At 69.2% G+C, this 25,248-nt stretch carries 23 protein-coding genes, 3 tRNA genes and 1 pseudogene; 10 read left to right on the forward strand and 17 right to left on the reverse strand.

The features are described 5' to 3' along the window. Nucleotides 1-37: 37 nt before the first annotated feature. The 12 genes from rplA to OCQ_RS22120 form a co-directional block, all read right to left on the reverse strand. A complete protein-coding gene (gene rplA, locus OCQ_RS22065) occupies nucleotides 38-745 on the reverse strand; it encodes a 50S ribosomal protein L1 (protein WP_008260906.1) in 708 nt (235 codons plus the stop codon). A 158-nt stretch (nucleotides 746-903) separates the two neighbouring features. Further along, on the reverse strand, nucleotides 904-1,332 hold the full coding sequence (gene rplK / locus OCQ_RS22070; RefSeq protein ID WP_007767860.1) for a 50S ribosomal protein L11: 429 nt from the start codon (nucleotides 1,330-1,332) through the stop codon (nucleotides 904-906). Nucleotides 1,333-1,380: 48 nt separating this feature from the next. Continuing rightward, complete coding sequence (nusG, locus tag OCQ_RS22075) at nucleotides 1,381-2,184, reverse strand: transcription termination/antitermination protein NusG (protein ID WP_009957382.1); 804 nt, start codon at nucleotides 2,182-2,184, stop codon at nucleotides 1,381-1,383. 43 nt (nucleotides 2,185-2,227) lie between these two features. Continuing rightward, nucleotides 2,228-2,683: a preprotein translocase subunit SecE gene (gene secE / locus OCQ_RS22080; protein WP_014381148.1), complete on the reverse strand. Its 456-nt coding sequence runs from the start codon at nucleotides 2,681-2,683 to the stop codon at nucleotides 2,228-2,230. A 115-nt stretch (nucleotides 2,684-2,798) separates the two neighbouring features. Next, nucleotides 2,799-2,871 (reverse strand) — tRNA-Trp (locus OCQ_RS22085). A gap of 144 nt (nucleotides 2,872-3,015) precedes the next feature. Further along, nucleotides 3,016-3,516, reverse strand: coding sequence for a (3R)-hydroxyacyl-ACP dehydratase subunit HadC (gene hadC, locus OCQ_RS22090; protein ID WP_009957384.1), 501 nt, complete (start codon nucleotides 3,514-3,516; stop codon nucleotides 3,016-3,018). Nucleotides 3,517-3,519: 3 nt separating this feature from the next. Then, nucleotides 3,520-3,948, reverse strand: coding sequence for a (3R)-hydroxyacyl-ACP dehydratase subunit HadB (hadB, locus tag OCQ_RS22095; RefSeq protein ID WP_009957386.1), 429 nt, complete (start codon nucleotides 3,946-3,948; stop codon nucleotides 3,520-3,522). Next, nucleotides 3,935-4,387, reverse strand: a complete 453-nt coding sequence (gene hadA / locus OCQ_RS22100; protein ID WP_014383315.1) for a (3R)-hydroxyacyl-ACP dehydratase subunit HadA — start codon at nucleotides 4,385-4,387, stop codon at nucleotides 3,935-3,937. The genes hadB and hadA overlap by 14 nt, the downstream gene beginning before the upstream one ends. A gap of 75 nt (nucleotides 4,388-4,462) precedes the next feature. Then, nucleotides 4,463-4,630 (reverse strand): 50S ribosomal protein L33, encoded by a 168-nt coding sequence (gene rpmG, locus OCQ_RS22105; RefSeq protein ID WP_003898538.1) that lies wholly within the window; start codon nucleotides 4,628-4,630, stop codon nucleotides 4,463-4,465. A 45-nt stretch (nucleotides 4,631-4,675) separates the two neighbouring features. Continuing rightward, nucleotides 4,676-4,749, reverse strand: a tRNA-Met gene (locus OCQ_RS22110). Between the two features lie 53 nt (nucleotides 4,750-4,802). Beyond that, nucleotides 4,803-4,875: transfer RNA gene (locus OCQ_RS22115), tRNA-Thr, on the reverse strand. 119 nt (nucleotides 4,876-4,994) lie between these two features. Next, nucleotides 4,995-5,201: a type II toxin-antitoxin system VapB family antitoxin gene (locus OCQ_RS22120; RefSeq protein ID WP_009957392.1), complete on the reverse strand. Its 207-nt coding sequence runs from the start codon at nucleotides 5,199-5,201 to the stop codon at nucleotides 4,995-4,997. 134 nt (nucleotides 5,202-5,335) lie between these two features. Here OCQ_RS22120 and OCQ_RS22125 point away from each other — a divergent pair, with 134 nt between their 5' ends. From OCQ_RS22125 to OCQ_RS22145, 5 genes and pseudogenes are all read left to right on the forward strand, one after another. After that, nucleotides 5,336-6,049 (forward strand): MBL fold metallo-hydrolase, encoded by a 714-nt coding sequence (locus OCQ_RS22125; RefSeq protein ID WP_014385823.1) that lies wholly within the window; start codon nucleotides 5,336-5,338, stop codon nucleotides 6,047-6,049. A gap of 57 nt (nucleotides 6,050-6,106) precedes the next feature. Continuing rightward, nucleotides 6,107-6,948 (forward strand): annotated as a pseudogene (locus tag OCQ_RS22130) (hypothetical protein); the annotation flags it as partial. Nucleotides 6,949-6,961: 13 nt separating this feature from the next. Beyond that, nucleotides 6,962-7,657, forward strand: coding sequence for a crotonase/enoyl-CoA hydratase family protein (locus OCQ_RS22135; protein ID WP_008260954.1), 696 nt, complete (start codon nucleotides 6,962-6,964; stop codon nucleotides 7,655-7,657). A gap of 61 nt (nucleotides 7,658-7,718) precedes the next feature. Further along, nucleotides 7,719-10,106 carry a molybdopterin oxidoreductase family protein gene (locus tag OCQ_RS22140; protein WP_014385824.1) on the forward strand — a complete coding sequence of 796 codons (2,388 nt, stop codon included), beginning with the start codon at nucleotides 7,719-7,721 and terminating at the stop codon, nucleotides 10,104-10,106. Further along, on the forward strand, nucleotides 10,103-10,582 hold the full coding sequence (locus OCQ_RS22145; protein ID WP_008260959.1) for a hypothetical protein: 480 nt from the start codon (nucleotides 10,103-10,105) through the stop codon (nucleotides 10,580-10,582). Before OCQ_RS22140 ends, OCQ_RS22145 begins: the two co-directional genes overlap by 4 nt. 110 nt (nucleotides 10,583-10,692) lie before the next feature. Here the strand turns inward: OCQ_RS22145 and OCQ_RS22150 are convergent, their stop codons facing one another. The 4 genes from OCQ_RS22150 to OCQ_RS22165 are packed head-to-tail and all read right to left on the reverse strand — an operon-like array spanning nucleotide 10,693 to nucleotide 13,500. Further along, complete coding sequence (locus OCQ_RS22150; RefSeq protein ID WP_008260961.1) at nucleotides 10,693-11,697, reverse strand: patatin-like phospholipase family protein; 1,005 nt, start codon at nucleotides 11,695-11,697, stop codon at nucleotides 10,693-10,695. Then, nucleotides 11,698-12,153 carry a cyanase gene (gene cynS, locus OCQ_RS22155; RefSeq protein WP_008260963.1) on the reverse strand — a complete coding sequence of 152 codons (456 nt, stop codon included), beginning with the start codon at nucleotides 12,151-12,153 and terminating at the stop codon, nucleotides 11,698-11,700. It abuts the gene before it with no gap. A 33-nt stretch (nucleotides 12,154-12,186) separates the two neighbouring features. Next, a complete protein-coding gene (locus OCQ_RS22160) occupies nucleotides 12,187-12,936 on the reverse strand; it encodes a class I SAM-dependent methyltransferase (protein ID WP_008260964.1) in 750 nt (249 codons plus the stop codon). Between the two features lie 48 nt (nucleotides 12,937-12,984). Next, the gene (locus OCQ_RS22165; RefSeq protein WP_008260966.1) at nucleotides 12,985-13,500 is read right to left on the reverse strand and encodes a nitroreductase family protein; all 516 of its coding nucleotides are present in this window, start codon (nucleotides 13,498-13,500) and stop codon (nucleotides 12,985-12,987) included. Nucleotides 13,501-13,657: 157 nt separating this feature from the next. Between OCQ_RS22165 and OCQ_RS22170 the strand changes: the two genes are divergently transcribed. Genes OCQ_RS22170 through OCQ_RS22190 form a run of 5 tightly spaced genes read left to right on the forward strand, consistent with a single transcriptional unit; the run spans nucleotide 13,658 to nucleotide 23,639 of the window. Then, on the forward strand, nucleotides 13,658-14,524 hold the full coding sequence (locus OCQ_RS22170; RefSeq protein ID WP_008260968.1) for a cyclopropane mycolic acid synthase family methyltransferase: 867 nt from the start codon (nucleotides 13,658-13,660) through the stop codon (nucleotides 14,522-14,524). 40 nt (nucleotides 14,525-14,564) lie between these two features. After that, on the forward strand, nucleotides 14,565-17,867 hold the full coding sequence (gene recC / locus OCQ_RS22175; RefSeq protein ID WP_014385826.1) for an exodeoxyribonuclease V subunit gamma: 3,303 nt from the start codon (nucleotides 14,565-14,567) through the stop codon (nucleotides 17,865-17,867). Next, nucleotides 17,867-21,169 carry an exodeoxyribonuclease V subunit beta gene (recB, locus tag OCQ_RS22180; protein ID WP_014385827.1) on the forward strand — a complete coding sequence of 1,101 codons (3,303 nt, stop codon included), beginning with the start codon at nucleotides 17,867-17,869 and terminating at the stop codon, nucleotides 21,167-21,169. Before recC ends, recB begins: the two co-directional genes overlap by 1 nt. Further along, nucleotides 21,166-22,887: an exodeoxyribonuclease V subunit alpha gene (gene recD, locus OCQ_RS22185; protein WP_014385828.1), complete on the forward strand. Its 1,722-nt coding sequence runs from the start codon at nucleotides 21,166-21,168 to the stop codon at nucleotides 22,885-22,887. The genes recB and recD overlap by 4 nt, the downstream gene beginning before the upstream one ends. Next, nucleotides 22,884-23,639, forward strand: a complete 756-nt coding sequence (locus OCQ_RS22190) for a TVP38/TMEM64 family protein (RefSeq protein ID WP_009957870.1) — start codon at nucleotides 22,884-22,886, stop codon at nucleotides 23,637-23,639. The genes recD and OCQ_RS22190 overlap by 4 nt, the downstream gene beginning before the upstream one ends. Nucleotides 23,640-23,714: 75 nt before the next feature. On the opposite strand, the gene OCQ_RS22195 is transcribed toward OCQ_RS22190, so the two are convergent. Continuing rightward, nucleotides 23,715-25,100, reverse strand: coding sequence for an HNH endonuclease signature motif containing protein (locus tag OCQ_RS22195; protein ID WP_008260978.1), 1,386 nt, complete (start codon nucleotides 25,098-25,100; stop codon nucleotides 23,715-23,717). Between the last annotated feature and the right edge of the window lie 148 nt (nucleotides 25,101-25,248).

Genomic DNA, 25,248 nt, shown 5'->3' on the forward strand with positions numbered 1-25,248 from the left:
GATCGCGCCACAAGTCGACGTTCGACCAGGAGAGAGATCAGGCCTCGGAGAAGTTGCGGGTGACCGACGGGTCGACCGGAATGCCCGGCCCCGTCGTCGTCGACACGGTGATCTTCTTCAGGTAGCGGCCCTTCGACGCGGACGGCTTGAGCCGCAGCACCTCGTCGAGCGCGGCGCCGTAGTTCTCGGCCAGCGACTTCTCGTCGAAGGAGGCCTTGCCGATGACGAAGTGCAGGTTGGCCTGCTTGTCGATGCGGAAGTTGATCTTGCCGCCCTTGATGTCGGCCACGGCCTTGGCGACGTCGGGGGTGACGGTGCCGGTCTTCGGGTTCGGCATCAGGCCGCGCGGACCGAGCACCCGCGCGATGCGGCCGACCTTGGCCATCTGGTCCGGGGTCGCGATCGCGGCGTCGAACTCCAGCCAGCCGCCCTGGATCTTCTCGATCAGGTCGTCGCTGCCGACGATGTCCGCGCCGGCGGCCTGCGCCTGCTCGGCCTTGTCGCCGACCGCGAACACCGCCACCCGGGCGGTCTTGCCGGTGCCGTGCGGCAGGTTCACCGTGCCGCGGACCATCTGGTCGGCCTTGCGCGGGTCGACGCCGAGCCGGATCGCCACCTCGACGGTCGCGTCCTGCTTGCTCGACGACGTTTCCTTGGCGAGCTTGGCCGCCTCCAGCGGGGAGTACAGGCTGTTGCGGTCCACCTTCTCGGCGGCGGCGCGGTATGCCTTGCTGTTCTTGCTCATTGATTCATCCAATCTGGTGTTGGGTCGTGGTTATCGGGCCGAAGCCAGCCCTCCCACGGTGGTGGTGCGGGGTATTACTCGACGGTGTCTTTGCGTCGATTCGTCCTTCCCATACCTACGCTGGGCCTCGTTCCTCGCCCCGCTTCGTCATGCTCGGACTACTCGACGGTGATACCCATCGACCGGGCGGTGCCGGCGATGATCTTGGCGGCCGCGTCGATGTCGTTGGCGTTCAGGTCGGCCTTCTTGGTCTCGGCGATCTCCTTGACCTGATCCCAGCTGACCTTGGCGACCTTGGTCTTGTGCGGCTCGGCCGAACCCTTGCCGACGCCGGCGGCCTTGAGCAGCAGCTTGGCGGCGGGCGGGGTCTTGAGCGCGAAGGTGAAGCTGCGGTCCTCGTAGACCGTGATCTCGACCGGGATGACCTGGCCGCGCTGGTTCTCCGTGGCGGCGTTGTACGCCTTGCAGAACTCCATGATGTTGACGCCGTGCTGACCGAGCGCGGGCCCGACCGGCGGCGCCGGGTTGGCCTGCCCCGCCTGGATCTGAAGCTTGATCAGCCCGACGACTTTCTTCTTCGGGGCCATGAGATGTTGTTCGTTCCTTCCTGGTTTGTGCCCGGCGGAGCCGCCGGTTTAGAGCTTGGAGACTTGGCTGAAGGTCAATTCGACCGGGGTTTCGCGGCCGAAGATCGACACCAGCACCTTGAGTTTCTGCTGCTCGCCGTTGACCTCGCTGATCGTGGCCGGCAGCGTCGCGAACGGGCCGTCCATGACCGTGACCGATTCGCCGACCTCGTAGTCGACCTCGATGGCCGGGCGTTCCAGCCCCCCGGCCTCGGCGGCGGTGGCGGTTGTAGCCGCCCCCTTGGCGGCCTTCTTCGTCGCGCCGCGCGGCAGCAGGAACTTCACCACGTCGTCGAGCGTCAGGGCCGACGGGCGCGAGGTCGCCCCGACGAACCCGGTGACGCCGGGGGTGTTGCGCACCGCGGCCCACGAGTCGTCCGTCAGGTCCATGCGCACCAGGATGTAGCCGGGCAGCACCTTGCGATTGACCTGCTTGCGCTGGCCGTTCTTGATCTCGGTGACCTCTTCGGTGGGCACCTCGACCTGGAAGATGTAGTCGCCGACGTCGAGGTTCTGCACCCGCGTTTCGAGGTTGGCTTTGACCTTGTTCTCGTATCCCGCGTAGGAGTGGATGACGTACCAGTCGCCGGGCTTGCTGCGCAGTTCCGCCTTGAGCGCGACGGCCGGGTCGACCTCTTCGGCCGGCTCGTCGGGCGCCCCGGCAGCGTCGGCGGCCTCGTCCGTGGTCGCCTCGTCCGTGGTCGCCTCGGAAACCTCGGAGGTCGCCGTGTCGTCAGAAACCTCGGCAGCTTCCGTGGTCTCTTTCAGGTCGACCGCGTCACCCGCGGACGGGTCACCGTCGAAGCTAGTCACGGTGTCAGTCCTCTCTGTCACTTTTCACAGCGGCGTCGCTCGCTCAGCCGAACACCAACAGCACCAGCTTGGTCAGGCCGAAATCCGCCAGGCCGACCAGCGCCACCATGAAGGCCAGGAAGGCCAGCACGACGGAGGTGTACGTGAGCATCTGCTTGCGGTTGGGCCAAATGACCTTCCGCATCTCCGCAACGACCTGCTTGAGGTAGTTGTAGACGAACAGGAACGGGTTGGCCCGGCTGTCCGCGGATTTCTTCGGCTTGGCGGCCTTCTTGGCTTTGGCGCCCTTCTTGGCCTTGTCCTTGCCGGAGGCTTCGATTTCGTCCGGCGACGCGGCGTCGGCATCCTCGCCGGCGTCGGCCGCCTTCTGGCGGGACCGCTTACCGGTCGGGCGTTGTGGCCGCGTCACCACCGCCGTCCGGACACCGCTCGCGCGGCCCTCCGTCGTGTCAGTGCCGTCGCTTGCGGCGTCGTTGGCAACGTCGCCTTCGTCGCTCACCGCACGCTCCTTTGTTTGCTAGTACCCCGAGAGCCGTCCCATCGGTGGCGGCGCACCTTCCAGTGTCCACCATGGCACATGCTCATGCCCATGGTCCGGCTCCGTCCGTCTTCAGCAGGGGCGACAGGACTTGAACCTGCAACCTGCGGTTTTGGAGACCGCTGCTCTGCCAGTTGAGCTACGCCCCTTCGCGGTTGGCAGGCCAACCTGCGCTTACCTACCGGGGCTTACATGACACGCGCGCCTTCCGATTGCTCGACTCACGGAAAGCGCGCTGATGCTGGGAAAACCCCGAGGTCCGAGTGTACATCGACGCGGGAGTCAGATACTAATTACGCCGTTCTGACGACCTGGCCGGACTCCGAGTCCCAACGCAGGTTCGCGGAGTTGTCGGCGTACTGGCCCATCAGCGTGGTGTAGGCCTCTAGGACCACCTCGTCGTTCTCGTCGGTGCAGATGTTCTTGGTGACGACGATGTCGGCGCCGAAACGCTCGTCCACCGAAACGATGTCCATCCGGGCCCACAGCTTGTCGCCGGCCTTGATCGGCTTGGAGAACACGAACCGCTGGTCGACCTGGACGATCACCAGCGTCTCCATGCCGATGTCGACGTGCCGGAAGAAATCCAGCTGGACCAGTTTGGCGAAGATGGTCCCGAAGGTCAGCGGCGCGATGATCGCGTCGTGGCCGAGTTCGGCGGCGGCGTCCTCCTCGAAGTGGGCCGGGTGGCGGTTCTTGATGGACAGCGCGAACTGGCGCAGTTGTTCACGGCCGACGACGAAGTAGTCCGGGTAGCGCCAGATCATCCCCCTGATGTCTGTCTTGAGCGCCATGCGCTATGCCAGGGTCGCGGACGCGATGGCCCTACCGAAGATCTTCTTGCCGCCGGTGGTGGCGGTGAGCGCGATGGTCACGGACTTGGTTTCGGGATCGGCGGACTTGACGCGGCCGTTGAAGACCAGCTCGGCGCCCTTGCCGTCGTTGGGCACCGGCACCACGGCGGTGAACCGCACGTTGTACTCGGTCACCGCGCCGGGGTCACCGATCCACGCGGTGACGTAGCCGCCGCCGATGCCCATGGTCAGCATGCCGTGCGCGATCGCGGTCTCCAGGCCGACGACCTTGGCCATCTCGTCGTCCCAGTGGATCGGGTTCAAGTCGCCGGAGACGCCCGCGTAATTCACCAGATCCTGTCGGGTCAACGGGTAGGTCTTCTCCGGAAGCTGGTCACCCACCTTCACGGAGCTGAACTCACGCAGTGGCATCAGAAAATCCCTCTTCTCCATCCTCGCCGGCACGGCCCGCCAGGGTCGTATAGGTCTCTTGCACGACGTCACCCGCCTCGTTGGTGATGACGTTCTTGGTGACGATGATCTGGGTGCCGTGCGACACCCGCACCGAGTCCACGTAGACGTCGCAGTAGAGCTTGTCCCCGGCGACCAGCGGCGCGAAGAACTTCAGCACCTGGTCGACCTGCACGATCTGGGCGTCCTGGACGGCGACGTTGGCGTGCTTGAAGAAGGCCGTCTGCGCCGTGTAGCCGAACACGCAGACGAAGGTCAGGGGGGCCGGCAGCCCCGAGTAGCCGAGGTCGGCGGCCGCCTTCTCCTCGAAATACGCCGGGTCGTCGTGTTTGACGGCGACCGCGTACTCGCGGATCTTCTCCCGCTCTACCTCGTAATGATCGGGGTAGCGGTAGTGCATCCCGACGATGCTCTCGGTTAACGGCACGGTTCTTAAACTACCTAGTCAATCGGAGTAAACGCTGGCGGGGCGCCGCTAGCGTGTCTCGCGATGCGCCTGGTGCTTACCGCAGTTGGGGCAGAACTTCTTCAGCTCCAGTCGGTCCGGGTCGTTCCGGCGGTTTTTCTTGGTGATGTAGTTGCGGTGCTTGCACACCTCGCATGCCAAGGTGATCTTCGGCCGTACGTCGGTACTGGACGCCATGACGGTTCTCTCTCGATTCTTGAAAAGATCTGTGCTGTTCTGTTGTAGCGATGGCCGGACTCGAACCGGCGACCTAACGATTATGAGTCGTTCGCTCTAACCGACTGAGCTACATCGCCTCTGGCCACCCCGTTTTGGGGTCGGGGCCGCCACGCCTGCTCGGCGTCCGCCGAGCCCCCTAACGGAATCGAACCGTTGACCTTTTCCTTACCATGGAAACGCTCTACCGACTGAGCTAAGGGGGCCGTTCACCCGAAGCGATCAGTCGCGCGGGCCTAAAAGAGGGTACAACCCGGCTCGCAGCGGCACCAAACCACGAGTACCGATGGACAGCGGCCCGCGGTGGTCACCCGAAATGCCCGGCTCACCCGGTCTCGCGGGAACGGCGAGGCCGCCACGCGTTGAGGTCGCTGAATTCGTCGTACTCGTCTTCCTCTTCGTCGGAAGCTCCCTCACGAAGCAGGGTGCGCAACGCGAGATTGACGGCCTCACGCGCGTCGGCGACACGGAAGCGCTGGATCGCCTCGTCGACCAAATCGAGGTCGACCTCGATTTCGACCTTCTTCCTCATGCGCCAACAATACCCACTGGCAACGGGCCCAACCCGGTGCTCCGAAGGGGTGTCGCGCCGCCGCCGGGCGGCGCGAACCAAGCGGTGGCGGACTACCCGCCGGGCCGCCGCGATCCGGGTCCTAGTCTGGTCACGTGTCAGATGACCGGCTCTACTTCCGTCAACTGCTCGCCGGCCGCGACTTCGCCGCCGGCGACATGTTCGCGACGCAGATGCGCAACTTCGCGTACCTGATCGGCGACCGGCAAACCGGGGACTGCGTGGTCGTCGACCCGGCGTATGCCGCCGGTGATCTCCTCGACACCCTCGAGGCCGACGGCATGCACCTGTCCGGGGTGCTGGTGACGCACCACCACCCCGACCACGTCGGCGGATCGATGATGGGCTTCTCGCTGGCCGGCCTGGCCGAACTGCTGGAACGGGCGCCGGTGCCGGTGCACGTCAATACCCATGAGGCGCTGTGGGTTTCGCGAGTCACCGGGATCGGGGTCGGCGACCTGACCGCGCACGAGAACCACGACAAGGTCAGCATCGGCGACATCGAGATCGAGTTGCTGCACACGCCCGGTCACACCCCGGGCAGCCAGTGTTTTCTGCTCGACGGCCGCCTCGTCGCCGGTGACACGTTGTTCCTGGAGGGCTGCGGGCGCACCGACTTCCCCGGCGGCGACTCCGACGAGATGTACCGCAGCCTGCAGCGGCTCGCGACCCTGCCCGGCGACCCGACGGTGTTTCCGGGGCATTGGTATTCGACGCAGCCCAGTGCCTCGCTGTCGGACGTCAAGCGGTCCAACTATGTGTATCGGGCCGCGGACCTTGACCAATGGCGAATGCTGATGGGTGGGTGATCGCTCGATGGGCCCCTTCGGCGTCCGGCCCTGTGATATAAGCGGAGGGTGGATTCCATGGGTTGGATCCAGGACAGCTGGCATGGGGTCACGCACGTCGGGTCCAGCACCTGGATAGCGTGGGCAGCGTGGGCGGCGATCGCCCTCGCCGTCGTCACACTGGTCTTCACCAACAGCCAGATCACCCGCAACCGCCGCGCCGCCGCCGAGCAGACCCGCCCGCACGTCGGGGTGTTCATGGAGCCGCATTCCGCCGACTGGCACGTGATCGAACTCGTGGTCCGCAACTTCGGCCAGACCGCGGCCTATGACATTCAGTTCTCGTTCGACAATCCGCCGACCGTGGCCGAATACGAAAGCGCCACCGACGGCTACGCCGATGTCGTCGAACTGCGCCTGCCCCGGGAGCTGCCGGTGCTGGCGCCCGGCCAGGAATGGCGCCTGGTGTGGGACTCCGCCCTCGACCGCGCCGAGATCGGCAGCGGCATCGAGTCGCGTTTCACCGGGACCGTCAGCTATTACGACCGCCCCGACCAGCCGCGCGGATGGCGATTCTGGCAGCGCGAGCGTTCTCCCCTGCGCACCGACGTCGTCCTGGACTGGGACGCCCTGCCACCCGTGCAGCGCATCGAGTTGATGACCACCCACGACCTGGCGAAGCGGGAGAAGGAAAAGCTGGAGCTGCTGCGCGGCCTGCTGACCTATTTCCACTACGCCAGCAAGGAGACCCGGCCCGAGGTTTTCCGCAGCGAGATCGAACGGATCAACGCCGCGGTTCGGGAGACCCAAGACCGCTGGCGCACCCGCCAACTCGACGAACCCACCGATGTGAGCCTGCGCTGGAGTAACGCCGAAGACGATCTGGGCAAACACCACAACCAGTCCGCCTGACGGCAAGGAGCAGGAGCACCCATGACCGCCCCGGTCCACTACAGCACCAAGGACTCCCTCGCCGTCATCAGGATGGACGACGGCAAGGTCAACGCGCTGGGCCCGACCATGCAGCGGGCTCTGGGCGACGCGATCGACCAGGCCGAGCGGGACAACGCCGGGGCGCTGGTGATCACCGGCAACGAGCGGGTGTTCAGCGGCGGCTTCGACCTGAAGATCCTCACCTCCGGCGAGGTGCAGCCCGCGATCGACATGTTGCGCGGCGGGTTCGAGCTGGCCTACCGGCTCCTGTCGTTTCCGAAGCCGGTGGTGATGGCGTGCACCGGCCATGCGATCGCGATGGGGGCGTTCCTGTTGTCGTCGGGCGATCACCGGGTGGCGGCCCACGCCTACAACATCCAGGCCAACGAGGTCGCGATCGGCATGGTCATCCCGTATGCCGCGCTGGAGATCATGAAGCTGCGGCTGACGCCGTCGGGGTACCAGCAGGCCGCGGGGCTGGCCAAGACGTTCTTCGGCGAAACCGCCCTTGCCGCAGGCTTTATCGACGAGATCGTGCTGCCCGAGATGGTGCTGGACCGCGCGCAGGAGGCCGCCGCCGAATTCGCCGGCCTCAATCAGCGCGCGCATGCCGCCACCAAGCTGCGCGCCCGGGCCGACGCCCTGGCCGCCATCCGCGCCGGCATCGACGGGATCGAGGCCGAATTCGGGCTCTAGCCCGCTGATTTGCCCCTGGCTGAAGTGGTTTCGGGGCCCGCTGCCGGGGAAGTCCACGCCTGTGGCCACAGATCGCATCGCGGATCCCTGGGGGGCGCGCACCCCGTACGAACCCGGCACCCCATGGCCGGACCGGGTCGACACCTACCTCGCCGACGGCATCACCGCCGAGTCGGTGGACCGCTGGGTGCAATCGGCGGCGGTGCTGCACTCCAACGGCGACGGTCTGGACATCGCCGTCAAGGACGGCCGCATCGTGGGCGTGCGCGGGCGCGCCGTCGACCGCGTCAACCACGGGCGCCTCGACCCCAAGGACCTGTTCGGCTGGCAGGCCAACGCCTCCGCCGACCGGCTCACCACCCCGATGATCAGGGAGCGCGGCGAGCTGAAGCCGTGCGACTGGGACACCGCCATGCAGCGGATCGTCGACCGCAGCAAGCAGCTGCTCGACGGCTACGGCCCCAGCTCGATCGGCTTCTACACGTCCGGACAGTTGTTCCTGGAGGCCTACTACACGCAGGGCGCCATCGCGCACGGCGCGATCGGCACCAACCACGTCGACGGCAACACCCGGCTGTGCACCGCGACGGCGGCCGAGGCGCTGAAGGAATCGTTCGGCTGCGACGGGCAGCCGGGGTCCTACACCGACGTCGACCACGCCGATGTCATCGCGTTGTTCGGGCACAACGTCGCCGAGACGCAGACGGTGCTGTGGGCGCGGATGCTGGACCGGCTGGCCGGGGCCTCGCCGCCGGCGATCGTCTGCGTCGACCCCCGGCTGACGCCGGTCGCCCGGCACGCCACCGTTCACCTGGCGCCGGTGCCGGGCACCAACGTCCCGTTGATGAACGGGCTGCTGCACGAGATCATCGGCAACGGCTGGATCGACCGGGACTACATCGACTCGCACACGGTCGGTTTCGACGAGCTGCGCGGCCGGGTCGAAGAGTTCGGACCCGAGCGGGTCGCCGACATCTGCGGCGTGCCGGCCGAGGACATCCGGCGCGCCGCGCGGCTGCTCGGCACCGCTAAGCGGCTGCTGTCCACCGTGCTGCAGGGCTTCTACCAGTCGCACCAGGCCACCGCGGCGGCCGTGCAGGTCAACAACATTCACCTGGTGCGCGGCATGCTGGGTAAGCCCGGCTGCGGGGTGCTGCAGATGAACGGGCAGCCGACGGCCGAGAACACCCGCGAATGCGGCGCCGACGGGGACCTGGCCGGTTTCCGCAACTGGTCCAACGACTCTCACGTCGCCGAGCTGGCCGCGTTGTGGAACCTCGAGCCCCTGCAGATTCCGCACTACGCCCCGCCGACGCACGCCATGCAGATGTTCCGCTTCGCCGAGGAGGGGACGCTGCGGATGTTGTGGGTCACCGCCACCAATCCCCTGGTGTCGCTGCCGGAGCTGGCCCGCATCCGCGACATCTTCTCCCAGGAGCGGCTGTTCCTCGTCGTCCAGGACATCTTCCTGACCGAAACCGCCGCGCTGGCCGACGTCGTGTTGCCCGCCGCGGCGTGGGCCGAGAAGACCGGCACCTTCACCAACGCCGACCGCACCGTGCACCTGTCCGAAAAGGCCGTGGATCCACCGGGTTCCGCGCGCCCGGACCTCGACATCTTCCTGGACTACGCGCGCCGCATGGACTTCCGCGACAAGGACGGCCAACCCTTCCCACCCTGGACCGATGCCGAGTCGGCGTTCGAGGCGTGGAAGAAATGCAGCGCGGGGCGGCCGTGCGACTACACCGGTCTGAGCTATGCGAAACTGCGCGGCGGCAGCGGCATCCAATGGCCTTGCAACACAGAACATCCCGACGGCACCGAGCGTCTCTACGCCGACGCGAAGTTCTGGGCGGAACCCGACTACTGTGAGGCCTACGGCAAAGACATGATCACCGGCGCCCCGCTGCAGCCCGACGAGTACCGCTCGATGAACCCCTACGGCAGGGCGATCATCAAGGCGGCCCAATACGTTCCTCCCCATGAGCGGACCAGCCCGGATTTCCCGTTCGCGCTGATCACCGGACGCACCGTCTACCACTTCCATACCCGCACGAAAACCGCGCGGGCACAGCAACTTCAGCGGGCCGCCCCCGAGGTGTGGGTCGAGGTCTCGGCCGGCGACGCGCGCCGGCTGGGCATCGCCGACGGCGACCTGGTCGAGGTGAGCACGCCGCGGGGCTGCATCAGGTGCGCGGCGCGGGTCTGCGGCATCCGCGACGGCGTGTTGTTCGTGCCCTTCCACTATGGCTATTGGGATGCCGGGACCAACGGGCATCACCGGGCCGGCAACGAACTCACGCTGACCGATTGGGACCCGGTGTCCAAGCAGCCGATCTTCAAGACGGCCGCCGCCCGGCTGCGCAAAAGCCGGATGCGGCGAGCCGGCGGGAACGGCGCCGCCGCCCCGCCCGCGACGGTTGCCGAAGCCTTGGGGGGTCAGGCGTGAAGCTCAAAATGGCGCTGCGCGAACTGCACCGCTCCGAACGCAAGCTGGCCCACGAACTCAACGTGGTCGCCGCGCGACACCACAGCGACCAGGACGTCAGCCACCTGGCGCAGGACCTGGCCGGCTGGTCACGCCATCACCTCGCCGAGCTGGCGCGGCACGGCCGCCACTACGGCCTGCACCTGTCCACCGATCCCCGCACCGGCGCGGTCACCGGTTTCCTGCAATCGCGCCTCAGCGGCCTGCTGCGGCACCGGCCGGAGCCGGGGCTGATGCTGCTCGCCGACCTACGCCGGATTCACCGCCTGTCCGCGGGGGTGTCGCTGGACTGGGAGCTGCTGGCCCAGGGGGCGCAGGCCGCCAAGGATTCCGAACTGCTGAGCCTGGCCTCGCGCTGTCATCCCGAGACGCTGCGCCAGATGCGCTGGGCCAACGCGATGCTCAAAGAGCTTTCGCCGCAAGTGTTGATGAACTGAAACGGCGAACGCGGTGACCGCCATCGGCGGCCACCGCGTTCCTCTCGCCTCCTCGCCGCCAGTCTGGCACGTGCGCGACGAGCCGTCACTTCACCCGGCGGGGCGACGGCTTACCGGAACCGGTCCAGATAAGCCGGCCAATCCCACGTCGACAGGAACGCCTGCGCCGCCGCATAGCCGCTCTCGTACAGCTCTTCGAGGCGGCCCTTGGGGATGTCGAAGTCGAGCACGCCGACATCGGTCGACTCGACCGCGATGGCGCGGGCCGCCACCCACGGCCGGCTGAGATGGGTCTGGTCGTGGCCGGCCAGCATGGTGGTGACCAGGCTTTCCAGCAACGCCGTCTGTTCGAAGAAGCGCAACGGTTTCAGGGCCGGCATCACCGCGCCGATGCCCTCGGTGAGCCTCGGCAGCACCGTGATCCCGAACGTGGGCCAGCGCGGGGCCCTGCCGTCGGGGCGGTCGAAGGTGTCGATCGGGAAATTCGACAGCACGCCGCCGTCGACCAGGGTGGACGTCGAGCCGTCGGCGCCCGTCAGCTTGACCGGGCGATAGAAGAACGGGATCGCCATCGAGGCGCGCACCGCGTCGGCCACCGGCTGCTCGTCGGGGTCCAGGCCGTAGAGCCGCCGAAAGTCCCACGGGAACCGCACCAGCTGCGCCGCGGTCAGGTCGGCGACGGTGACCACCAGCTTGTCGCGCCGCCCCTCGAGCAGGCGGTCGTCGTCGAGGTGCAGATCGCCGAAGCGGGTGACCCCGAAGTTCTTCAACTCGCTGCGGATCCAGTCGTAGGCCACGTCGCCGCGGTACATGCTGGAATCGGTGACCAGCCCCCAGGCCGCACCCAGGTAGGGCACGGGTCCGGCGTCGCGCCACTTACGCAGGGGGACCGAGAACGCGAGCTCCTTGACCTGCGCGCCGGTCAGCTGCCCATCGGTGGATCCGGCCGCCAGGATCGCCGCGACCACCGAACCGGCCGAGACCCCCGACACCCGCTTGATCGAATACCCGGCATCCATCAGCGCGACGATGGCGCCCACCAGCCCGATGAACTTGACGCCCCCGCCGGAGAGCACCAGATCGACGGGCTTCGGCTGGTGTGCGGTGGATTCCATCTACCGCTCCGACGAAACCCATTGATAGGGAAGGAATTTCCCGTCGAACGTGACCACGACGCGGTCACCGGACGGGTGCGGCTTCTTCTGGATGTCGACACTGAAGTTGATCGCGCTCATGATCCCGTCACCGAACTGTTCGGCGATCAGCTCCTTGAGCGCTCCGCCGTAGACCTGCAGGGCCTCGTAGAAGCGGTAGACGGTCGGGTCGGTCGGTACGGCGGTGGGCAGGCCGCCCCGCATGGGCGCCGCCGCCAGCACGGGCACCACCGACTCGTCGAGGCCGAGCAGCTCGGCCAGGGTCTTTGCTTGCTCGACCGGAATCGGGTGCTGCCCGAGCAACGCCGAGGTCGTCCACACCACCGGCCTGTCGATGGCGTCGGCCAGTTGTTGCCACGTCAGCCCCTTCGCCAGGCGCGCGACGACGATCTGTTCGGTGAGTTCGGTTCTCGTCATGGGTCCCAGCATGCACGCCGGCCCGATCGCGCCTCAGCCCGGTTTGGTCGCGGTGACCAGCCGCGTGGAGAACCACGGGCCGCCGTACCACATCCGCCAGCCGAGGTTGCGCCGCCGCACATTGCGCCAGCCCAGTTCGCGCAGCCGCTCGGCGTGCTGACGCGTCTCCCAGAGGTCCGCGATCGCGAGCCGGCCGCCCGGCCGCAGCACCCGCGCGGCTTCGTCGAGCGCCCGCCGCCGGCCGGCGTGGCCGTCGATGTTGTGGATGGCCAGGTTGCTCACGATCACGTCGACGCTCTCGTCGGCCAGCGGCAGCGCGGTCATGTCGGCGGTGCGCACCTCGACGCGGTCGGCGACGCCTTCGGCGACCGCATTGGCCAGCGTGGCCTGCCGCGAGTTGTCCGTCTGGTCGGCCTGCCACAGGTCGACACCGATCGCGCGGCCCCGCGGCAACCGCTTGGCCGCGGCCAGCAGCACCGCGCCGCGCCCGCACCCGAGGTCGAGCACCGTCTCGTCGCCGGCGAGCCGCAGATCGCGCAGAACCCGGTCCCACACAACGAATTTCCCGGACCGCGTCGCGTACATGTACAGGAGCGCGTTGCCGGCGATGCCGGCGCTCGACACCGCCGCCAGCCCCGCCCGGAGCCGCTTGCCGCGCGCCCAGCTGATCGCGGCCCAGACGGCCAGGGCGACAACTTGAGCGCCGACGCCCAGCGCCTGGGTTCGCGCCGAGAACTTGTGAAACGAACCGTCGACTCCGTAATCGCCCTGGTGGTCATGCATGCCCCTTAGCTTACGACTCAGCAAGTCGCCGAAGGTTTTTCACGCGTCTCACCACCGGCCGTGATGCACCACCTCGGAAAACGGCCGGCGATTCGGTGTGCGGATCGGGCGCAGCGGGCGATCGGCGGGATAGCCCACCCCGAGCAGGAAAGCCACCAGGTGATCGTCGGGAACACCCAGGATGGCGCGCGCCTTCTCCTGATCCCCGACCGACGAGTGGCCGGTCCCGATTCCCAGGTCGGTGGCCGCGATCATCATCGCCATGGTGGCCTGGCCGATGTCGTAGTTGTCGGTGACCACCCGGCGCTCGTCGGGCGGCACCGGCGCCACGATCGCGATCGCGGCCGGCGCCGCGGCGATATGGCCGGCGCCCCGCCAGACCGTGGAAAGCTCCTGCAGCTGGGCGCGGTCGGTGACGATGACGAAGTCCCAGGGCTGACGGTTTTTGGCCGACGGCGCACGCCATCCGGCTTCGGCGATCCGGTCGAGGTCCTCGTCGGAGATCGCCCGCGGCTGATACTCGCGCACATTGCGCCGCGCGCAGATCGCGTCCCAAGCATCCATCTGGTTCCCTCCCTCGCGGCTGTTCCCCAAGTATCGGCGAAGCCCGCCCAAGTTTGCGTACGACGAAATCGGGAAAGTCGTGGTGACGTGGTGAACCACCCGGGCGGGCGGCTCGTGAACAACTGAATGCCCCAAGTCAGAAAGGCGGGTGGCCGCCGTGGCAGAGCACCTGACGCCGCACTTCGAAGAGGTCCAAGCCCACTACGACCTCTCGGACGACTTCTTCCGGTTGTTCCTCGACCCCACCATGACCTACAGCTGCGCGTACTGGGACCGCGGCCGAGATATCACGCTGGAAGAGGCCCAGCTGCGCAAGATCGACCTCTCGCTGGGCAAGCTGGGCCTGCGGCCGGGGATGACGCTGCTGGACGTGGGCTGCGGCTGGGGCGCCACGGCGCGCCGCGCGATCGAGAAGTACGACGTCAACGTCATCGGATTGACCCTGTCGGCACACCAGGCCGCCCACGTGCAGAAGCTCTTCGACTCGATGGACACCGAACGCAGCCGGCGGGTGCTGCTGCACGGCTGGGAGGAGTTCGACGAGCCGGTGGACCGGATCGTCTCCATCGGCGCCTTCGAGCACTTCGGGTACGACCGCTATGACGATTTCTTCGCGATGGCACACCGCCTCCTGCCCGACGACGGGGTGATGCTGCTGCACACGATCACCATGCTGACCCCGCAGCAGATCGTCGAGCGGGGCCTGCCGATGACCGAGGAGCAGACCAGCTTCAACGAATTCATCGCCACGGAGATCTTCCCGGGCGGGCAGTTGCCGGCCATCGAGATCGTCGAGTTCCACGCGTCCAAGATGGGTTTCAACCTCAAACGCCGGCAGTCGCTGCAGCTGCACTACGCCCGGACCCTCGACCACTGGGCCGAGGCCCTGGAGGCCCACCACAGCGAGGCCGTCGCGATCCAGTCCGAAGAGGTGTATCAGCGCTACATGCGCTACCTGACCGGCTGCGCCGACGCGTTCCGGGCCGGCTACATCGACGTCAACCAGTTCACCCTGGCGAAGTAGGCACCCCGCCCCGGGCGCCGGGGTTTATCGTGACAGCGCAATGCCGCTTCATCTGCACCGCGCCGAGCGCACCGATCTGTTGGCCGACGGGCTCGGCGCTCTGCTGGCCGATCCCCCGGCCGACCCGTTCGCCCCCGAGCTCGTCGTGGTCCCGGCGCGCGGGGTGGAGCGCTGGCTGAGCCAGCGGCTGTCGCACGTGCTCGGTCGGGCCCGCGGCGGCGGGGTTTCCGGCGGGGTGTGCGCCGGGGTTTCGTTCCGCAGCCCCGGCTCGCTGATCGCCGAGATCGCCGGCACCGCCGACGACGATCCGTGGTCGCCGGAGGCCATGGCGTGGCCCCTTCTGGAGGCGATCGACCACTCGCTGGACGAACCGTGGTGCCGCCCGCTGGCGACCCATGTCGGTCACTTCCACACCGGCGCGGAGGCCGAGCTGCGCCGGGGGCGCCGGTACGAGGTGGCGCGCCGGTTGGCCGGGCTGTTCGCCTCCTACGCACGGCAGCGCCCGCAACTGCTGATCGACTGGCTGGGCGGCGACCCGGGCGATCTCGATGAGGACCTGCGCTGGCAGCCGGAGCTGTGGCGGGCGCTGGTGTCGCGGGTCGCGGCCGATCCCCCGCACATTCGCCACGCCAAGACCCTCGCGCGGCTGTCCGAGGCGCCCAGTGACCTGCCCGCGCGGCTGTCGCTGTTCGGGCACACCCGGTTGTCGCGCACCGACTCCGAGCTGCTGGCCGCCCTGGCCATCCACCACGAGCTGCACCTGTGGCTGCCGCACCCCAGCGACCGGCTGTGGCGCGCGCTGGCCGGCACGCGCGGGGCGATCCCCCGCCGCGAGGACACCAGCCACCGCGCCGTGGGCCACCCGCTGCTCGCCACCCTGGGGCGGGACCTGCGCGAGCTGCAGCGCGGCCTGCCGGCGGACGCGCAGACCGACGAGTACCTGCCCGGCGAGGCGCGCCCGGACACGCTGCTCGGCTGGGTGCAGTCCGACATCGCCGCCAACGCCGTGCGGCCGCAGGGGCGCGCGCTGGCCGACGACGACCGGTCGGTCCAGATCCACAACTGCCACGGCCCGGCCCGCCAGGTCGATGTGCTGCGCGAGGTGCTGCTCGGCCTGCTGGCCGACGACCCGACGCTCGAACCGCGCGACATCCTGGTGATGTGCCCGGACATCGAAACCTATGCGCCGCTGATCGTGGCCGACTTCGGCCTGGGCGACGTGGTGCACGGCGCGCATCCCGCCCACCAGCTACGGGTGCTCCTGGCGGATCGCTCACTGGTCCAGACCAATTCGCTGCTGGCTGTGGCCTCCCAACTGCTGGGGCTCGCCGGCGGCAGGGTGACGGCCACCGAGGTGCTCAACCTGGCACAGGCCGCCCCGGTGCGCGCCCGGTTCGGGTTCACCGACGACGATCTGGAGGCCATCACCCGCTGGGTGCGGCAGGCCAACATCCGGTGGGGATTGGACCAGGAGCACCGGCGGCCCTACCACGTCGACTTCGTGCACAACACCTGGCGTTTCGGCATCGACCGGATCTTGGCCGGCGTCGCGATGTCCGACGATTCGAACGCATGGATCGACGCGACGCTGCCGCTCGACGACGTGAGCAGCAACCGGGTCCCGTTGGCCGGCCAGTTCGCCGAATTCGTCGCCCGGCTGCACCACGTGGTCGACTCCCTCACCGGCACAAGGACATTGACCGAGTGGCTGGCCACCCTCGCCGGCGCCATCGCCTCGTTGACGCGGGTGCACGAGTCCGAGGAGTGGCAGACCGGTCAGGTGCAACGGGAGTTCGCCGCGGTCCTGGCGCAGGCCGGGTCACGGGGCGGCACGATGCTGCGACTGCCCGACATCCGCGCGCTGCTGACCCGGCACCTCGCCGGGCGCCCCACGCGGGCCAACTTCCGCACCGGCACGCTGACGGTGTGCACCATGGTCCCGATGCGCTCGGTCCCCCACCGGGTGGTGTGCCTGGTCGGCCTGGACGACGGGCTGTTCCCGCGTCTCGGTGTCGTCGACGGGGACGACGCGCTGGCCCGCCGCCCGATGACCGGGGAACGCGACATCCGTTCGGAGGACCGGCAATTGCTGCTCGACGCGATCGGCGCCGCCACCGAGAAACTGGTGATCACGTACACCGGCGCCAACGAATATTCGGGGCAGCCGCGCCCACCCGCGGTGCCGCTGGCCGAATTGCTGGACGCCCTCGACGTGACGACGCCGACGAAGGTGCGCCACCGCATCGTGATCGAGCATCCGTTGCAGCCGTTCGACGTTCGCAACGTCATCCCCGGCGAACTGGTGCCGAAGGTGCCGTTCAGTTTCGACCCCACGGTGCTGCGCGCGGCGCGCGCGGCCACCGGCGAACACACCGAACAACCCAAATTCGTTGCGGCGCCGCTGCCGCCCCCGCCGGCCGACGACGTCAACCTCGCCGACCTCGTCGGCTTCTTCAAAGACCCGGTGAAGGGCTTCTTCCGCGCCCTGGAATTCACGCTGCCCTACGACGTCGACGGCGTCCAAGACGCCATGCCGGTCGACATCAACGGCCTCGAGGAGTGGACCGTCGGCGACCGGATGCTGGGCGACATCCTGCGCGGGATGAGCCCCGATGACGCGCGGCAGGCCGAATGGCGCCGCGGCACACTGCCCCCCGGCCAGCTGGGCTGGCGCAAGGTCACCGAGATCCGCGACCAGGCCGCCGCGCTGGCGCTCGAGGCGCTGCGGCATCGGCAAGACCACCGATCGGCCGCCGCCTATGACGTCGACGTCGACCTGGGCGCCGGTCGCCGGCTCACCGGCACGGTGTCGCCGGTCTACGACGACGCCCTGGTGTCGGTGACCTATTCGAGGCTGGACGGCAAGCACCTGCTCGAATCGTGGATTCCGTTGCTGGCGTTGGCCGCTCACGACCCCGGCCGCGACTGGTCGGCGGTGTGCATCGGCCGGATGCGCCGCGGCAGAAGCATCCGGGTCGAGGGGCTGGGGCCACCGGACGGCGATCCCGTCGAGGTGCTGCGCGAGCTGGTGACGATCTACGACGCGGGACGGCGGGAACCGATTCCGTTGCCCATCAAGACGTCCTACGCGTGGGCGGCGGCCCGGCACGGCGGCGACGACCCGGCGGCCGAGGCGCGGCGCCGGTGGAAGACCAGCGACCGCTTCCCGGGTGAGGACCAGGCGCCGGCGCACGTGCGGGCGTGGGGGCGCGGCGCGCCGTTGGACGATCTGATGCAGCCGGTGCGGCCGGGCGAGGAGTGCGACGGCGAGGACAACCGGCTCGGCGCGTATGCGGCCCGGCTGTGGCTGCCGATGCTGCGCGCCGAGCGGAAGCTCATCTGATGCAGCGCTTCGACCTGTTGGGCCCGTTGCCGGCCGAGCGCTCAACCACCGTGCTGGAGGCCAGCGCGGGCACCGGCAAGACGTTCGCGTTGGCGGGCCTGGTGACGCGGTATCTCGCCGACGGCGCGGCGAGCCTCGATCAGATGCTGCTCATCACGTTCGGCCGCGCCGCCAGCCAGGAACTGCGGGAACGTGTCCGCTGCCAAATCGTCGACGCGGTAAGGGCTTTCGCCGACCCGTCGACGGTCGGCGACAACCAGCTGGTGGCGTACCTGCTGGACGGCACGGACGATCAGCGCGCGGCGCGCCGACAGCGTCTCCGCGACGCGCTGGCCGGCTTCGACGCGGCGACCATCGCCACCACCCACCAGTTCTGCCAGCTGGTGCTGCGCTCGCTCGGCGTGGCCGGCGACACCGCCGCCAGCGTGACCCTGCTCGACAGCCTCGACGACCTGGTGACCGAGATCGTCGACGACCTCTACCTGGCGCACTTCGGGCAGGAGCGCGACGACCCGGCGCTGCACTACTCCGAGGCGCTGCGGCTGGCCCGCGAGGTGGTCAACAACCCGTCGACCCAGCTGCGGCCGCGCGACCCGGACCCCGATTCGCGGGCCGCCGTCTGCCTCCGGTTCGCCAATGACGTTCTGGCCGAGCTTGATACGCGCAAGCGCCGGCTGGGAGTCCTCGGCTACGACGACCTGCTGACCCGACTGGCCGACGCGCTGGCCACCGACGGCTCCCCCGCCCGGCTGCGGATGCACCAGCGTTGGCCGATCGTCATGGTCGACGAGTTCCAGGACACCGACCCGGTGCAATGGCAGGTCATCGACCGCGCGTTCAGCGGGCGCTCCACGGTGATCCTGATCGGCGACCCCAAACAGGCGATCTATGCGTTTCGCGGGGGCGACATCGTGACCTACCTGCGGGCGGCCCAGACGGCGGGTGAGCGCAAGACGCTGGACATCAACTGGCGCAGCGATTCCGCGCTCGTGGCGCGGCTGCAGGTGGTGCTGCGCGGCGCCCAGCTCGGTGACCCCGCGATCGTGGTGAACGATGTCGGCGCGCATCACCGCGGCCACCGGCTCGCCGGCGCGCCCCGCAACGACCCGTTCCGGTTGCGCGTCGTGTCGCGAAAAACACTGGGACGCCGCGGCATTCAAAACCTGCCCATCGACGAACTGCGCGAGCACATCGGCGCCGACCTCGCCGCCGACATCCGCGCCCTGCTCGCCGCCGGCGCCACGTTCGACGGCGAGCCCCTGCAGGCCCGTGACATCGCGGTCATCGTGGAACGGCACCGGGACGCGCACGCCTGCTTCAAGGCCCTGTGCGCCGCCGGCGTTCCCGCGGTCTACACCGGCAACACCGACGTGTTCACCTCCGAGGCCGCCGAGGACTGGTTGTGCCTGCTGGAGGCCTTCGACCAACCGCACCGGCCCGGCATGGTCCGCGCCGCCGCGGCGACGATGTTCTTCGGCGAGACGGCCCAAACGCTGGCGGCCGGCGGGGACGCACTGACGGACCGGATCGCGAAAACGCTGCGGGAGTGGGCCGGTCACGCCAGGGAACGCGGCGTCGCGGCCATCTTCGAGGCCGCCCAGCTGCTGGGGATGCGCGATCGCGTGCTCGGCTGGCGGGGCGGCGAGCGGCACATGACCGACCTGGCGCACGTCACCCAGCTGCTGCAGGAGGTCGCCCACCGCGAGCATTACGGACTGCCGGCGCTGCGCGACTGGCTGCGCCGGCAACGCGACGAGCGCGGCGGCGCCCCCGAACGCAACCGCCGGCTCGACAGCGACGCCGCCGCCGTGCAGATCATGACCGTCTTCGTCAGCAAGGGCCTGCAGTATCCGATCGTGTACCTGCCGTTCGCGTTCAACCGCAACACCCAGGACAGCGACGTGGTGCTGTTCCACGACGAGGACGGCACGCGTTGCCTGCACGTCGGCGGCAAGGACAGCCCCGACTTCAAAACCGTTGAGCGGCTGGGCCGTAAAGAGGATGCCAGCGACGACAGCAGGCTGACCTACGTCGCGTTGACCCGGGCGCAGGCCCAGGTGGTGGCGTGGTGGTCACCGGCGTACTTCGAGCCCAACGGCGGCCTGTCGCGGCTGCTACGCGGGCGCCGGCCCGGCGACCCGGTCGTTCCGGACCGATGCGAACCCGCGAAGGTCTCCGACGATGACGCACTGGCCCGGTTGCGCGAATGGGAGGCCGCGGGCGGGCCGGTCATCGAGGACTCGGTGGTGGCGCCCGCGCCGTCGCTGCCGCCGGCGCCGGTGCCCCGGCACCTGGACAGCCGCCACTTCCACCGCGCCATCGACACCACGTGGCGGCGCACCTCCTATTCGGGCCTGATCCGGGTGGCCCAGGCCAGCGGGGTCAGCGGCGAGCCCGACGTCGTCGGGCTCGACGACGAGGTCGGCGATATCCCGTTGTCCTCCCCGGCCGCCGGGCCGGACGTGCCCTCGCCGATGGCGGACCTTCCGGCGGGCGCGACGTTCGGCTCCCTCGTCCACGCCGTGCTGGAGACGGCCGACCCGTTCGCCGCGGATCTGGCCGCCGAGCTCGAGGAGCACATCCGGGAGCATTCGGCGTGGTGGCCGGTCGCCGCGACCCCCGAGGAGCTGGCCGCGGCGATGGTGCCGATGCACGACACCCCGCTGGGACCCCTGGCGGGCGGGTTGACGCTGCGCCGCATCGGGCTCTCGGATCGGTTGCGGGAACTGGACTTCGAGCTACCGCTGGCCGGCGGCGATCGGCCGTCGGTGGGGCCGGAGGCCCGCCTGGCGGACCTGGCGCCGCTGCTGCGCGAGCACCTGCCGCCCGACGATCCGCTGGTGTCGTATGCCGACCGGCTGACGGACCGGGCGCTCGGTGACCAGTCGTTGCGCGGGTACCTCACCGGCTCGATCGACGCCGTGCTCCGGATTCCCGACGGCGCGGGGCACCGCTTCGTGGTGGTGGACTACAAGACCAACCTGCTCGGGGATCCCGAGCGGCCGCTGACCGCCGCCGACTACGACCGACCACGGATGGCGGAGGCGATGCTGCACTCGGATTATCCGCTGCAGGCGTTGCTGTACTGCGCGGTGCTGCACCGGTTCCTGCGGTGGCGGATACGCGATTACGACCCGGACCGGCACCTCGGCGGTGTGCTCTACCTGTTCGTGCGCGGCATGTGCGGCGCGGACACCCCGGTGCGCGACGGGCACCCGTGCGGCGTCTTCAGTTGGCGGCCACCGCCGTCGTTGACCTCGGCCCTGTCGGACCTGCTCGACGCCCGGAAGGTGCCGGCATGACGGCAGACGTGATGTTCGCGACCGGATTGCTGCGCACGTTCAGCGATGCCGGCGTCTTCGAGGCGGCGGACGTGCATGTGGCGCAACGGCTTACCGCGCTCACCGGCGAGTCCGACGAACGGGTGGCCCTGGCGGTCGCGCTGGTGGTGCGCGCGCTGCGGGGCGGTTCGGTCTGCGTCGATCTCCGCGCGGCGTCCGGGCTGCTCGGCGACGCCGACCTGCCGTGGCCCGGCGCCGACGACTGGCTGGCGGTGGTGCGGGCCAGCGCGTTGCTCGGGCCGCCGCCGGTGCTGCGGTTTTTCGGCGATCTGCTGTACTTCGACCGGTACTGGCTCGAGGAGGAGCAGGTGTGCACCGACCTGCTGGCCTTGTCGGCGTCGCCGGTCGGCATCGAATCGTCCAGTTACGAACGGCTTTTCGAGCCCGGGTACGAGGAGCAGCGGGCCGCCGCCGAAATCGCGGTGTCGCAGGCGGTGACCGTGCTGACCGGTGGCCCCGGCACCGGCAAGACCACCACGATCGCGCGGCTGCTCGCCCTGCTCCTCGAGCATGCCGAGCGGGCCGGGATGCCGCCGCCGCGGATCGCGCTGGCCGCACCGACCGGCAAGGCGGCGGCGCGGCTGGCCGAGGCGGTGGCCGCGGGGGCCCAACGGCTCGGCGCGGCCGACCGGGCGCGGCTGGCCGGCCTGTCCGGGACCACGCTGCACCGGCTGCTCGGTCCCCGGCCGGATACGTCGGTGCGGTTCAAGCACAATCGCGCCAACCGGCTGCCGCACGACGTCATCGTGGTGGACGAGACGTCGATGGTGTCGTTGACGATGATGGCCCGGCTGGCCGAAGCGGTCCGCCCGGACTCCCGGTTGATTCTGGTCGGCGACCCGGACCAGCTGGCCTCGGTGGAGGCGGGCGCCGTGCTGGCCGACCTGGTGGACGGGCTGTCCGCCCGCGGCGACGTGCGGGTGGCCGCCCTGCGCACGCCGCACCGATACGGCACGTCGATCGGCGCGCTGGCCGAGGCGATTCGGGTCGGCGACGCGGACCGGGTGGTGGAGCTGCTGGCGGCCGGGGGCGAGCACGTCGAGTGGGTGGATGCGCAGCGCCCGGCCGATCGGCTGCGCGAGGTGCTCGTCGCGCACGCGCTGCGGCTGCGGTCGGCCGCGCTGCTGGGCGCGGCCGACGAGGCGCTGGCCACGCTGGACGAACACCGGCTGCTGTGCGCGCACCGCGAGGGCCCGTATGGGGCGACACACTGGAACACGTTGGTGCAGAAGTGGATTGCCGAGGCGACGGGGCAGCCGGCATGGTCGCAGTGGTACGCCGGGCGCCCGCTGCTGGTGACCGCCAACGACTACGGCCTGCGGCTCTACAACGGCGACACCGGTGTGGCGGTGACCGGCGCGGAGGGCCTGCGGGCGGTCATCGCCGGTGCCAGCGGGCCGCTAGACTTCGCGACCAGCCGTCTCGGCGAGGTGGAGACGATGCACGCCATGACCATCCACAAGAGTCAGGGCAGCCAGGCCGACGAGGTGACCGTGCTGATACCGCCGGAGGATTCGCGACTGCTGACGCGGGAACTGTTCTACACGGCCGTGACCCGGGCGCAGACCAGGGTGCGGGTGGTGGGGCCCGAGGCCTCGGTGCGCGCGGCGATCGAGCGCCGGGCGATGCGGGCCACCGGATTGCGGCAACGGCTGCGGGCCGACGCCGCCGCAACGTGACGGACGGCGGGGGCGAGGGCGACGGTCCCGCCCCGGCGTCCCAACCCGTCTCGCGGCGGGGCCCGGTCGTGCGGCTCGCCGTGTTCGCGGCCTTTCTGGCCGTGGCGTTCTATCTGGTGGCCGTCGCGCACGTCATCGACATCGAGGAGATCCGGCGGGTGGTGTCGGCCACCGGGCCGGCGGCCCCGCTGACCTACGTCGTGGTCTCGGCGGTGGCCGGGGCGCTGTTCGTGCCGGGCTCGATTCTGGCCGCGGGCAGCGGATTGTTGTTCGGTCCGCTACTGGGCGTGTTCGTGACGCTGGGCGCGACGGTGGGCACCGCGATCGTGGCGAGTTTCGTCGGCCGGCGGGCGGGCCGCGACAGCGCCCGGGCGCTGCTGGGCGCGCAGCGCGCCGACCGCTTCGACGCCCTGATCGGGCGCCGGGGGCTGTGGGCGGTGGTCGGGCAGCGCTTCGTTCCCGGCATCTCGGACGCGCTGGCCTCGTACGCGTTCGGGGCGTTCGGAGTTCCGTTGTGGCAGATGGCCGCTGGCGCGTTCATCGGTTCGGTTCCGCGGGCCTTCGTCTACACCGCACTGGGCGCCTCGATCGGCAACCGGTCGTCGCCGCTGGCCTACGCGGCGATCGCGGTGTGGTGCGTGAGCGCCATCGTCGGCGCGTTCGCCGCCCACCGCGGGTACCGGAGATGGCGCACTCACGCCGGCCGTGACGCGGACACCGGTTCGCCAGAGCCGGGTTCCGAAGCCCGCTAGCCAACCAGCCGGGCGAAGCGGGTCGGCGCGATCTGACCTAGCGGCGATCGGATCTAGTGGCGATCGCGAACCCCGTTATGCCGCCCCTGGATTGTCGGCTTCGTCGTCGTTGCTTTCGTGGTGGAGGAGTTTTTCGGGGTGGTGGTAGGTGTTGGTGGGGGGTTGGCCGCGCTCGAGGTGGGGTGGTGGTTTCCATTCGGTCTCGCCGCGGGTGTTCTTTCGGGTGGTCCAGCCGCCGGGGTCCAGCATGCGGTGATGCGGGCCGCAGGCGAAGGTCAGCTGGTTGATGTCGGTGCTGTGACACTTGCTGTAGTCGGTGACGTGGTGGACTTCGCAGTAATAGCCCGACACGGTGCAGCCCGGGGCGGTGCAGCCGCGGTCCTTGGCGTACAACACGATTCGCTGCCCCGGGGAGGCCAGCCGCTTGGTGTGATACAGCGCCAGGGCCTTGCCCTTATCGAAAATCGCCAAGTAGTGATGCGCGTGGCGGGCCAGGCGGATCACCTCACTCATCGGCAGGATGGTGCCCCCGCCGGTCAGGGCTCGCCCGGCGGCGGCCTCCAACTCGGCCAGGGTGGTGGTGACGATGATGGAGGCCGGTAACCCGTTGTGCTGACCCAACTCCCCAGAGGCCAACAGCCCACGCAGCCCGGCCAGCAGGGCATCGTGGCCGCGCTGAGCAGCCGAACGGGTATCACGGTCGATGGCGGCCTGGCTAGGCGTGCCCTCCACACACGGAATGTCATCGAGCGGGTTGCACATCCCCGGGGCACCGAGTTTGGCCTCCACGGCTTCGAGGGTGGCCCGCAGCTCGGGGGTGATCAGGCCCCGCAACTCCGACATGCCGTCGGCTTGTTGGTTGCCCAGGGTCACCCCGCGGCTGCGGGCCCGGTCCTCGTCGGTGAACGTGCCATCGGGGTTAAGCGCATCGGTGAGCCCGCGGGCCAATTCTTTGAGGTGTTCGGGGCCGAACTGGGTGCCGAACCCGGCCAGTTGGGCTTCGGCGAACTCACGCGCCGCAGCGCTCACCCAGCCGGGTAGTTGGTAGTAGAACTTGCGGATCACGGCCACCTGACCCGCGCCCAGGTCTCCGGCGCGCTGGGCCGCCGCGGTGGCCGCCAACACCGGCGGCAACGGTTCACCGGTCAGGCCGTGGCGCTGACCTAAATCGGCGGCCTCTTTGATACGCCGAGACGCTTCGTGACGGCTGATCAGGGTGCATTCCGTCAAAGCATGGGACAAGCCGCCGCCCAGATCCTGGGACGGGACTTGGCGGGCCAGCGAATTGAGCAGCGGATGCTCAATGACCGGGATGCGCCGGCGCAGCCTCTCACAGCGCTCCAACACCGCCAGCTGCTGCTGAACGGTCAACGCGTCGAGCACCAACGCACACGCGCGGTCCACCTCGGCATCGAGCGCGTCGAACACCGCGTCGACATCGGGCAGACCAGTGGAACTCACACCGCCAAACTATCGAGGCCCACCGACAAAAAACCCCGGATTGTGACCACTGAAACCACAGTGACACAAGGAATTTCGATATGCGTTTTCCGTATTCGAAAACGCGTCCGCGTCAGGCGTCGCGACGGCTTGGCCAAAGAGAGAAGGC

This window comes from Mycobacterium paraintracellulare, from assembly GCF_000276825.1.
GTDB lineage: Bacteria > Actinomycetota > Actinomycetes > Mycobacteriales > Mycobacteriaceae > Mycobacterium > Mycobacterium intracellulare.